The following is an 11,791-nucleotide window of genomic DNA, read 5'->3' on the forward strand; positions in this document are numbered from 1 at the left end:
AACTGCCGTTGTTGCCAAAACTCTTGAACTCGCCTGCGGCGAGTTCAGGAACTTTGGCAGATAGGCGCCTTCCGTGCGCCACCTTCACTCCAAGTACCCACCTGACTGTGACTCAGCACACTAGGCTGTAGTGCATGGTTTCTCAGAACTGGTTTCGCGTAGCTCTAGGCATGTTCCTCGTCGCGTGCGGCGCCAATCTTTTCGCCCCCATGGTCGTGGTCTACCAAGTCACCACCGACCTGGGGGTTCTGCAGACGACCTTCCTCTTTGGCATTTACGCCCTCGGCATCATGGTGGCACTTTTCATTGGCGGTCCTCTCTCGGATTCGCTAGGGCGCCGAGCCATTATGCGCCCAGCCGTCCTCACCACCACTGCTGGCTCGCTGGTCTTCCTTGGCGGCGCAGGCGGCGCCTTCCTCCCCTTGCTCATCGGACGCCTGTGTGCCGGGGCTGCAGTGGGACTGGCCATGTCTTCTGGCGCCGCCTGGATTAAGGAGCTCAGCACCCACCTCAGCGTTGGTGCGAAGCGTTCTTCCATTGCCCTGTCGGCCGGCTTCGCCTCCGCGCCTGGAGTCGCCGGCATCGCCGCGGAATTCCTCCCCTGGCCCACCGTCCTTCCTTATCTATTACACATCGCACTTGCCCTCGTCGTGGTCCCACTCGTGTGGACGGTGCCCGAAAAGCGCACCGAACAGCCACAGCCTCATTCACAATCACGGCGCCGTTCTTTAATCCCCACCAGTCTGCTTACTCCCCGCTATCTACCGGTCGTTGCCTACGCGCCGTGGGTCTTCGGCTCCGCCACCACCGCCTTCGTCTTCCTCCCCTCGCAGCTCAGTGAGCACCTACGCCACCCCATTCTCATTGCTGGGCTCTGCGCGCTACTCACCATGGGAAGCGGCGTGGTGATCCAACAGCTAGCGGGACGCATCCGCGTGACCGCGTTCCACGGCATGGTGCTGGCTGCGATAGGTATGGTGCTGTGTCTCACCGTCGTAGCGGCGGCACACCACGGCTGGGCAGTATTCCTCCTCCCCCTCGCGGCCATCATCATGGGCAGCTCCTATGGAATTGGCATGCTCAGCGGGCTCGCGGAAACGCAAGCCATCGCCCACCCGGCGGAACTCGGCGCAGCAACGGGGGTGTTTTATTCGCTCACCTATCTGGGATTTTTTGCACCCTTCATCCTCTCGCTTTTAGGCCCCGTCACGGGCTATTCCACCGCCTTCATCATTGGGCTCGCCCTCGCGGCGCTGACTGCCGCGGCGCTATATCTCCGAATCAGGGGTAACCGGGGTTAGTGTCATGGCATACGCCTTATACTTGTGGGCAGTTTAGGTCACAAAAACTATTGCCACGAAGGAGATTCACCATATGGATTTCATCTCTCGTCACCTCGGTCCGGATGCAGCCGAGCGTGAGACGATGCTCAAGGCTGTGGGCTATGACAGCGTGGACGCGCTCGTCGATGCTGCCCTGCCGACCTCCATCCGCGCCACCGAGGCGCTCAACCTTCCGGAGGCTTTGAGCGAAGATGACGCGCAGGCGAAGCTGCGCGAGTACGCCTCCCAGAACGTCGTGCTGAAGTCCTTCTATGGCCAGGGCTACTCCGATACCCTCACCCCGGCGGTCATTCGCCGTGGCCTGCTGGAGGATGCCGGGTGGTACACCGCCTACACGCCCTACCAGCCGGAGATCTCGCAGGGTCGTCTCGAGGCACTGCTGAACTTCCAGACCATGATCGAGTCCCTGACCGGCCTTCCCATCGCCAACGCCTCGCTTCTCGACGAAGCCTCTGCCACCGCCGAAGCCGTCGGCCTGATGGCCCGCGCAGTGAAGAAGGGCCGCCGTGTGCTGTTGGATTCGCGCCTGCATCCGCAGGTCCTGGCCGTGGCCGCTGAGCGCGCCCGCGCCATCGAGCTGGAGGTCGAGATTGCTGATGTTCGCGATGGCATCGTCGGCGAAGATCTCGTCGGCGCCGTCCTGGCCTACACCGGCACCGAGGGCGATATCGTCGACCCGCGCGCTGCGATCGAGGAGCTGCACACCCGCGGCGCCCTGGCTGCTGTCGTAACCGACCCGCTGTCGCTGCTCCTTCTGGAAGCACCGGGTTCGATGGGCGCAGACGTCGTCCTCGGCTCCTCGCAGCGCTTCGGTGTCCCGCTCTTCTTCGGTGGCCCGCACGCGGCCTTCATGTCCGTCACGGATAAGCTCAAGCGCCAGCTTCCGGGCCGCATCGTGGGCGTGTCCAAGGACGCCGCTGGCCGCCCCGCTTATCGTCTGGCGCTGCAAACCCGCGAGCAGCACATCCGCCGCGAGCGCGCCACCTCCAATATCTGTACTGCCCAGGCCCTCCTGGCCAATGTGGCCTCCATGTATGCTGTCTACCACGGCCCAAAGGGGCTGAAGGAGATTGCGCAGCGCGTGCATGACCGCGCATCCGCTTTCGCTGCGGCAGTCACCGGCGCGGGTAAGGAGATTGTCTCCCGTGACTTCTTCGACACCGTGACGGTCACCGGCGTGGATGCCGCCACCATCAAGGCCCAGCTGCAGGAGCAGGGCTACCTGGTGCGCGCCATCGGCTCCGACAAGGTCTCGGTCTCCTTCGGCGAGTCCGCCACCCTTGAGGACGTCAACATCCTCGCCGGCGCCTTCGGCTCCGCTGCGTCCGAGCCAGCCTCGTCTGGCTCCGCCGCCTCCTTCGAGATTCCGTCCTCCGTCCAGCGCTCCGAGGAGCCGCTGCAGCACGAGATCTTCAACTCCCTCCACTCCGAGACCCAGATGCTGCGCTACCTGCGCACCTTGGCAGACAAGGATTTGGCGCTCGACCGCACGATGATCCCGCTGGGCTCATGCACGATGAAGCTCAACCCCACCTCCGCCATGGAACCCATCTCCTGGCCGGAGTTCGCGGGCATCCACCCCTTCGCGCCAGAGGAGACCACCGCTGGTTGGCGCGCGCTGATCGACGAACTCGAGTCCTGGCTCGCCGAAATCACCGGCTACGCCCAGGTTTCCATCCAGCCCAACGCCGGCTCCCAAGGCGAGCTGGCCGGCCTGCTGGCCATTCGCCGCTACCACGTGGCCAACGGCGATCACGGCCGCGATGTCATCCTCATTCCGGCCTCCGCGCACGGCACCAACGCCGCTTCGGCGACGCTGGCCAATCTGCGCGTCGTGGTGGTCAAAACCGCCGATGATGGCTCCATTGATGTCGCCGACCTCGACGCCAAGATTGAGCAGCACGGCGAACACATCGCCGGCATCATGATTACCTACCCCTCCACCCACGGCGTCTTCGACCCCGAGGTGCGCGAGGTCTGCGACAAGGTCCACGCAGCCGGCGGCCAGGTCTACATCGACGGCGCCAACATGAACGCGCTAGCCGGTTGGGCCCGCCCGGGTGCTTTTGGTGGCGATGTGTCCCACCTCAACCTGCACAAGACTTTCACCATCCCGCACGGCGGAGGTGGCCCGGGTGTGGGCCCGGTGGGCGTCGCCAAGCACTTGGTGCCCTTCCTGCCCACTGACGCCAACAATCCGGAGCTTGACCCGTCCCAGCCCTCGAAGGATGGCACCGGCGTGCCATCCACCGCATCGCGCTACGGCTCCGCCGGCGTGCTGCCCATTTCTTGGTCCTACCTGGCCATGATTGGTGCACAGGGGCTGACCGACGCTACGAGCCACGCCATCCTCGGCGCGAACTACCTGGCACAGAGCCTGAAGGATTCCTTCCCTGTTCTCTACACGGGCAATGCCGGCCTGGTGGCCCACGAATGCATCTTTGACCTGCGCGAGCTGACCGACGCCTCCGGCGTCACCGCCGCCGATGTGGCCAAGCGCCTCGTGGACTACGGCTTCCACGCGCCGACCCTGTCCTTCCCGGTGGCCGGCACCCTCATGGTGGAGCCGACCGAGTCCGAGGATCTGGGTGAGCTGGACCGCTTCATCGAAGCCATGCGTTCCATCCGCGCTGAAATCCAAGAGATCATCGACGGCCAAGTGGCCTACGAAGACTCCGTCATCCACCATGCACCGTTCAACGCCGAATCCGTCGCCGCCGACGAGTGGAACTATGCCTTTAGCCGCCAGCAGGCCGCCTACCCGGTGACCTCCCTGCGCGCTAACAAGTACTTCCCGCCGGTACGCCGCATCGACGAGGCCTACGGTGACCGCAACCTGGTGTGCACCTGCCCGCCGCCAGAAGCTTTTGACTACTCCGACGACAACCAGGAGGTTTAATCAATGACTGACTACCTGCACTCCCCGCTGCATACTGAGCACGAGAAACTCGGCGCTACCTTCACGCCCTTCGGACCGTGGGAGATGCCGCTGAAGTATGACAACGAGCTTGAGGAGCACCGCGCGGTACGTAATGCCGCTGGCCTCTTCGACCTCTCCCACATGGGTGAAATCTGGGTCAACGGCCCGGACGCCGCCGATTTCCTCTCCTACTGCTTCATCTCCAACCTTGCCACCCTTAAGGAGGGCAAGGCGAAGTACTCGATGATCTGCGCGGAGGATGGCGGCATCATCGATGACCTCATCACCTACCGCTTGGAGGAAACTAAGTTCCTCGTCGTGCCCAATGCCGGCAACGCCGATACCGTGTGGGAGGCGCTCAACGAGCGCGCCGAGAGCTTCGACGTGGATCTCAAGAACGAGTCCCGCGACGTAGCCATGATTGCTGTCCAAGGCCCGAAGGCGCTGGAGATCCTCGTCCCGCTGGTTGAGGACACCAAGCAGCAGGCAGTAGTGGACCTGCCCTACTACGCCGCGATGACCGGCAAGGTGGCCCGCAAGTACGCGTTTATCTGCCGTACCGGCTACACCGGTGAGGATGGTTTCGAGCTCATCGTCTACAACTCCGATGCCCCGGAGCTGTGGGAAGAGCTGCTCAAGGCCGGCGAGGAATACGGCATTAAGCCCTGCGGCCTGGCAGCGCGCGACTCCCTGCGCTTGGAGGCCGGCATGCCGCTCTACGGCAACGAGCTCACCCGCGACATCACCCCGGTAGAAGCCGGGATGTCCCGCGCCTTTGCCAAGAAGGAGCAGAACTTCGTGGGCGCTGAGGTGCTGCGCCAGCGCGCTGAGGAGGGCCCGCAGGCCGTTATCACCGGACTTGTCTCCTCCCAGCGCCGCGCCGCCCGTGCGGGAGCGGAGGTCTTCGTTGGTGAGAACAAGGTGGGCACGGTGACGTCCGGTCAGCCCTCCCCCACCCTGGGGCACCCAGTGGCACTCGCGCTCATCGATACCGCCGCTGGACTCCAGCCAGGTGCGGCCGTCGAGGTAGACATCCGCGGCAAGCGCTACCCCTTCGAAGTCTCCGCGCTGCCCTTCTACAAGCGCGATAAGTAAACTCCACTACTGAAGTCAACTACCGAAAGGACACCACTTCTCATGGCTAACCTTCCTTCCGATTTCTCCTACTCCGAGGACCACGAGTGGATCAACGCCACCGCTGATTCCGTCGTTGGTTCTACCGTCCGTATCGGCATCACCTCCGTGGCCGCTGACCGCCTGGGTGAGGTCGTCTTCGCTGAGCTTCCGGCCGTGGGCGATACCGTCGAGCATGGCGAGACCTGCGGCGAGGTCGAGTCCACCAAGTCCGTGTCTGACCTCTACTCCCCGGTCACCGGCACCGTGACCGCCGTCAACGAGGGCGTGCACGATGACTACGCAGTCATCAATAACGATCCCTTCGGTGAGGGCTGGCTCTTCGAGGTCGAGGTCACCGAGGTCGGCGATCTGATGACCGCCGAAGAGTACGCCTCCGCCAACGGCGTGGCCTAAATCTGCGCTTGAGCAGCGCGCATTCAGCCCCTGTCTGGCTGAATCTTCGCGGGGACTAGCATGGGTATCCATGACTGCTCCCCGCGAACCTTTCTTTCCCGCTGATCGCTCCATCCGCGCGTCCGATGAGCCACTGGAGATCCGCCGCTTGGGCCGCATGGGCTACCAAGAGGCCTGGGATCTGCAGGCTGAGCTCGCGGCAGCGCGGGCGGCAGGCACGCAAGGTGATGTCATCCTCGTGGTGGAGCACCCCAACGTCTACACCGCCGGTAAGCGCACGCAGCCGGAGGATATGCCCGATAATGGCCTACCGGTCATTGATGTTGACCGCGGCGGGCGCATCACCTGGCACGGCGAGGGCCAGCTGGTGGTCTACCCCATTATTAAGCTGGCGGAGCCGGTTGACGTCGTTGATTACGTCCGCCGCCTCGAGGAAGCCATCATCCAAGCCGTGCGCCAACTGGGAGTGACCACTGCCGGGCGCATCGATGGCCGCTCTGGCGTATGGGTCCCCTCCACCACCCGCGCCGCCGATCCGGCCGCCCCGAAGCGCGACCGCAAACTAGGCGCCTTGGGCATCCGCGTTACCCGCGGCGTGACCATGCACGGCCTCGCCCTCAATTGCACCAATACCTTGGAGTACTACGAGCACATCGTAGCCTGCGGCATCGACGATGCGGATGTGTCTACGCTGTCACTTGAGCTGGGCCGTCCGGTGACCATGGAGGAGGCGGAAGCGCCGCTTCTCGACGCACTCCTCAAAGCCCTCTCAGGCGAACTAACGGTGGCCGACCACACCTTTGCCTCGGCCCCTGATCCCATCAAAGTGGCCAACGAGAAGGCCCGCCAGGCCCGCAAAGCCGCGCAAGAAAAATAGCGGTTACCCTCGGTGGAATAAAGCCGCCACGCGCAGGGCTTGTATTAGGAAGAGCTAGTTTAAACACGTAAAGTGAGGTTTCGTGACTGTTAAGCCTGAAGGACGCAAGATGCTCCGCATTGAAAAGAAGAATGCGGAGTCGCCCATCGAACAGAAGCCACGTTGGATCCGCAACCAGGTTCGCACCGGCCCTGGTTATGAGGACATGAAATCTCGCGTGTCTGGCGCTTCCCTGCACACCGTGTGCCAGGAGGCCGGCTGCCCCAATATTCATGAGTGCTGGGAATCGCGCGAGGCCACCTTCCTCATCGGCGGTGACAAATGCACTCGCCGCTGTGATTTCTGCGATATCGCTACCGGCAAGCCGGAAGAGCTGGACCGCGACGAGCCGCGCCGCGTGGCCGAGAGCATCCAGGAAATGGATCTCAACTACACCACCATCACGGGCGTTACCCGCGATGATCTGCCTGACGAAGGCGCCTGGCTCTACGCCGAGGTGGTGCGCAAGATTCATGAGCTTAACCCGCACACGGGCGTGGAGAACCTCACCCCGGATTTCTCAGGTAAGCCGGACCTGCTCCAGGAGGTCTTTGAGGCCCGCCCCGAGGTCTTCGCCCACAACCTGGAGACGGTGCCGCGCATCTTCAAGCGCATCCGCCCGGCTTTCCGCTACGAGCGTTCCCTGGACGTCATCCGCCAGGCCCACGACTTTGGCCTGATCACCAAGTCCAACCTCATCCTGGGTATGGGCGAAACCGCAGAAGAGATCGAGGAAGCACTACGCGACCTGCGTGAGGTGGGCTGCGACATCATCACCATTACCCAGTACCTACGCCCTGGCCCGCGCTTCCACCCGATCGAGCGCTGGGTGCGCCCAGAGGAGTTCGTGGAGCACTCCAAGCTGGCCAAGGAGTTGGGCTTCGGTGGCGTCATGTCTGGCCCGCTGGTGCGCTCCTCCTACCGCGCTGGCCGCCTCTACGTGCAGGCCATGGAGGCCCGCGGCCTCGAGCTGCCGGAAAACCTCAAGCACTTGGCTGAGACCTCTCAAGGCGCTACCGCCCAGGAGGCTTCCACCCTTCTGGAGAAGTACGGCCCCTCCAAGGAGACTCCAGTAACCACGCGCATGGTCAAGACCCCGGCCGGTGCAGCGAACCGGAACTCGGCGGCGTCCACCATTCGCTAGTTCGATTCTCTTTTTCACCCTCTGACCTCTAAAGTAGGAGCCATGGCTAACGACGACAAGGCATCGCTCAAGGAAGCGAAGAAGCAGGAGCGCGCGGCAAAGCGCGCTCGGCGCAAGCAGAACTGGTCACAGATGTGGCAAGCGTTCAACATGCAGCGCAAGCAGGACAAGGCGCTCATCCCCATCATGCTGGCTGCTTTCTTGGGCATGGGCTTGCTCTTCTTCCTTATTGGCATGCTCTTCAACGGCCAGTGGTTCATGCTCATCCTGGGCTTGGGCATCGGTGCCATCCTGGCCATGTTCCTGTTTACCCGCCGCCTTGAGCGCGATATGTACAAGAAGGTGGAAGACCAGCCCGGTGTCGCCGGCTGGGCTTTGGAGCAGCAGCTGCGCAACACCGTTGGTGTGGTGTGGAAGGTCAAGCCGGGCGTGGCGGCGACCCGCCAGCAGGATCTGGTCCACCGCGTCATCGGTAACTCCGGTGTCATCTTCGTCGTCGAGGGTGACCGCAAGCGCGTCGCCCCTACTCTCAACCGCTTGAAGAAGCGCGTCGACCGCCTAGCTGGCGGCGTACCGGTGTACGAGGTCTTCGTGGGCAACGGTGAGGATGAGGTACCGGTGTCCAAGCTGCGCACGCACATCATGAAGCTGCCGCGCAACTACAATAAAAACGAGACCTACGAGAACATTCGCCGCATCGAGGCCATGGATGATCTTCCGGGCACCACCCCGGGCCTGCCAAAGGGCCCAATGCCCCGCCAGGCTCAGAACATGGCGGGCATGAACCGCCGCATGCGCCGTATGCAGGAGCGCAAGGGCGGCAAGTAAGCCACCTCGTTCCATACCAAAGGGGTCCCTTCCGAGAATTTCGGAAGGGACCCCTTTAGGTTGCGGCATCTTCTTCGCGAGAGGACCGTCCTTAGCTTGAGCAAACGGTTCTACTCAGATGGTTTGCTTGAGGCCAAGTAAACCATCTAGCGATATAAAGACGGTTCGTTTGCCCCCAAACAAACCTTTTGAGGGGAACCATGTGGGGGTGTCTGTGGTGAGCACGACCGGCTGGCGCAGAGCAAGCCTTTAGCCATGCAGAACAAGCCGGAAGACGTGCAGAACCAGCCTCAAGCCATGATGACGGCGGTGCCGGTGGCACGGTCGTGTAGGCCGCGGCCGTCGGCATCCACCATCGCTGCGGGGAAGAGCACAGCAGTCAGCAGCGTGCGGACCGCGGCCCGCCACAAGCCAACGGAAGAGCCCGGCACATCAAGACGTGCGACGCCCATCCCCAGCAGCGCCATGCCCGGGGTGCGGGCGAAGAGCCAACCGCACACGATGCCCATGACTACCCACACTGCATAGCCCAAGAATGCCGGGCCACCGAGTGAATTCGTAAAGAGCTCGAGGAGATTGGCTATCAGCATTGCCAAGAGCCAGTCAATGAGAACGCCAAACGTGCGCCGCATTACAGAAGCCAGGGAACCTGAGCCCTCCTTGGGCAAGCCCATTGTTTTCCCAGGCCACTGCCCGTGCTCAAAGCCATCGTTGTTATCAGCCATGCCCACCAATCTAGCCGTCGGCTCTGCCAAGCAGAAAATTTGCCTACAGGTGCCCCACGCGTCCCAGTGATGCAACCAATACCTGTAAACTAGTCGGGAGTACTACACGTCAACCAACAGGAGACCACCGTGTCCTTTGAGACAATCCAGGACGTCATCACATTCATCAAGGAAGAGGACGTCAAGTTCGTTGACATCCGGTTTACGGACGTCCCCGGCACAGAGCACCACTTCTCCATTCCTGCCGAGGAATTTACTGAGGACGCAGCTGCCGAGGGCCTCGCCTTCGACGGCTCTTCCATCCGCGGATTCACCACCATCGATGAGTCCGATATGACGCTGTTGCCGGATCCGAAGACCGCCTTCGTGGATCCTTTCCGCACCGCGAAGACCCTGAACATCAAGTTCTTCGTCCACGACCCGTTTACTCTGGAGCCGTTTAGCCGCGACCCACGCAACATCGCCCGCAAGGCTGAGGAGTACCTCTCCTCCACCGGCATCGCGGATACCTGTAATTTCGGCGCTGAAGCTGAGTTCTATATCTTCGACTCCGTGCGCTACGGCACCGACGTTAACCACGGTTTCTACGAGGTCGATACCGATGAAGGCTGGTGGAACCGCGGTTCCGAGACCAACTTCGACGGCACCCCGAACACCGGTTTCAAGACCCGTGTGAAGGGCGGCTACTTCCCGACGGCACCCGTCGACAAGCACGGCGAGGTCCGCGATGCCATGGTGGAGCAGCTGCAGAAGGCAGGCTTTGTCATCGAGCGTTTCCACCACGAGGTGGGCAGCGGCCAGAACGAGATCAACTACCGCTTCAACTCCCTGCTGCACGCAGCTGATGATATTCAGACCTTCAAGTACATCATCAAGAACACTGCAGAGCAGTTCGGTAAGACCGTAACCTTCATGCCCAAGCCGCTGGCCGGCGATAACGGTTCCGGTATGCACGCCCACATGTCCCTGTGGCAGGATGGCAAGCCGCTCTTCCACGATGAGGCCGGATACGCCGGTCTGTCTGACATTGCCCGCTACTACATCGGCGGCATCCTGGCCCACGCACCGGCGGTTCTGGCGTTCACTAACCCCACTCTGAACTCCTACCACCGCCTGGTTCCGGGCTTCGAGGCACCGATTAACCTGGTGTACTCGCAGCGCAACCGCTCGGCCGCCATCCGTATCCCGATTACTGGTTCCAACCCGAAGGCCAAGCGCATCGAGTTCCGCGCTCCGGACCCGTCCGGCAACCCCTACTTCGGTTTCGCCGCCATGATGATGGCAGGCCTCGACGGCATCAAGAACCGCATCGAGCCGCACGCCCCGGTGGATAAGGATCTCTACGAGCTGCCGCCGGCAGAGGCTGCGTCCATCCCGCAGGCACCGACCTCCCTGGAGGCGTCCATCGCGGCACTTGAGGAAGACAACGAGTTCCTCACCGAGGGCGATGTCTTCTCTGAGGATCTCATCGAGACCTACATCAATTACAAGCGCGAGAACGAGATCACTCCCGTGCGCCTGCGTCCGACGCCGCAGGAATTTGAGATGTATTACGACTGCTAGTTTTTAGGGGTTGTCCCTGGCCTGTATGTTTACGTTTGTGCAGGTCAGGGGCTTTTTATGTTTTGCATAGTTTGCATGTTTTCGAGGGTTTGCGGGATTTTTGCGGGATTTTGACTTTGAGATAGCCCCTTAAAACGACGAAAGCACCTCCACCATTTAGGTGGGGGGGCAATCTTCAAAACTCTTCATAAACTTCAAAAGCTAGAGGCGAAGGAATATTTGCACAACTGACCTGCGTTTATTTGCATTACTGCTTGGTAGAAGCGAACCCCTCGACGTTTCGTCAGAATTGTCGAGGGGTTCGCTATTTTCATATCCTATTTGGGTGGTTTTCGACTCGATTAGCCCTGTCACTGCCCGCTTCACGGGCTATTTCCGGCACCTGACCACGGGTTTAAGGCCACGGCCTCTTGGAGAGTTCCAGCAAGGCTCGTGACCTCTTATGCGGCTTCTCCAATCTGAGGCGGGGCATTAGCGCCCGCAATGCTCAGCATGTCCTCGCGTGCTCGGCCTTTACGCGGGCGCCCGCCCCGAGGGGGACGTAGACCAGGGCCCTCGTCAACTTGCCTGCGCAAGTAGTTCATTGCCTGCAAGGCATTGGTTCCAGCGACAGCAAGACCGATAAGGAGCATGAATGCGCCCACGCTTCGCGTATAGCGTTTTGTCCGCTCCCCCTTACCAATAGCAACCAGGCTTTTCAGATGTTCAGAAGACTGAAATGGTAGCGGTGTGGTGAGTATCTGGTAGCGCCTGAGTGAGTATCCGGTAGCGGTGTCTCACTCAGGCGTTGTTGGTGGTTATGCGTTGGTGGTGAGGCGCATG

At 61.7% G+C, this 11,791-nt stretch carries 9 protein-coding genes; 8 read left to right on the forward strand and 1 reads right to left on the reverse strand.

The window, feature by feature from the left end:
- Positions 1–134: 134 nt before the first annotated feature.
- The 7 genes from RDN59_RS09485 to RDN59_RS09515 all read left to right on the forward strand — a co-directional run bounded on the left by RDN59_RS09485 (position 135) and on the right by RDN59_RS09515 (position 8,681).
- Positions 135–1,301, forward strand: a complete 1,167-nt coding sequence (locus RDN59_RS09485; RefSeq protein WP_308607626.1) for an MFS transporter — start codon at positions 135–137, stop codon at positions 1,299–1,301.
- Positions 1,302–1,374: 73 nt separating this feature from the next.
- On the forward strand, positions 1,375–4,242 hold the full coding sequence (gene gcvP, locus RDN59_RS09490; RefSeq protein ID WP_308607627.1) for an aminomethyl-transferring glycine dehydrogenase: 2,868 nt from the start codon (positions 1,375–1,377) through the stop codon (positions 4,240–4,242).
- A gap of 3 nt (positions 4,243–4,245) precedes the next feature.
- Complete coding sequence (gene gcvT, locus RDN59_RS09495) at positions 4,246–5,358, forward strand: glycine cleavage system aminomethyltransferase GcvT (protein ID WP_308607628.1); 1,113 nt, start codon at positions 4,246–4,248, stop codon at positions 5,356–5,358.
- 42 nt (positions 5,359–5,400) lie between these two features.
- Positions 5,401–5,793: a glycine cleavage system protein GcvH gene (gene gcvH, locus RDN59_RS09500; protein ID WP_308607629.1), complete on the forward strand. Its 393-nt coding sequence runs from the start codon at positions 5,401–5,403 to the stop codon at positions 5,791–5,793.
- 70 nt (positions 5,794–5,863) lie between these two features.
- Positions 5,864–6,670, forward strand: a complete 807-nt coding sequence (gene lipB / locus RDN59_RS09505; protein WP_308607630.1) for a lipoyl(octanoyl) transferase LipB — start codon at positions 5,864–5,866, stop codon at positions 6,668–6,670.
- 109 nt (positions 6,671–6,779) lie between these two features.
- On the forward strand, positions 6,780–7,853 hold the full coding sequence (lipA, locus tag RDN59_RS09510; RefSeq protein ID WP_308607634.1) for a lipoyl synthase: 1,074 nt from the start codon (positions 6,780–6,782) through the stop codon (positions 7,851–7,853).
- Between the two features lie 42 nt (positions 7,854–7,895).
- Entirely contained in the window at positions 7,896–8,681 is a 786-nt protein-coding gene (locus tag RDN59_RS09515) for a DUF4191 domain-containing protein (protein WP_308607631.1), read from the forward strand.
- 290 nt (positions 8,682–8,971) lie between these two features.
- Here RDN59_RS09515 and RDN59_RS09520 read toward each other — a convergent pair whose 3' ends face one another.
- The gene (locus RDN59_RS09520) at positions 8,972–9,406 is read right to left on the reverse strand and encodes an RDD family protein (RefSeq protein ID WP_308607632.1); all 435 of its coding nucleotides are present in this window, start codon (positions 9,404–9,406) and stop codon (positions 8,972–8,974) included.
- A 129-nt stretch (positions 9,407–9,535) separates the two neighbouring features.
- On the opposite strand from RDN59_RS09520, the gene glnA reads away from it, so the two are divergent.
- Positions 9,536–10,969, forward strand: a complete 1,434-nt coding sequence (gene glnA / locus RDN59_RS09525) for a type I glutamate--ammonia ligase (RefSeq protein WP_308607633.1) — start codon at positions 9,536–9,538, stop codon at positions 10,967–10,969.
- The last annotated feature ends 822 nt before the right edge of the window (positions 10,970–11,791 follow it).

This window comes from uncultured Corynebacterium sp., from assembly GCF_902489365.1.
Taxonomy (GTDB): Bacteria; Actinomycetota; Actinomycetes; order Mycobacteriales; family Mycobacteriaceae; genus Corynebacterium.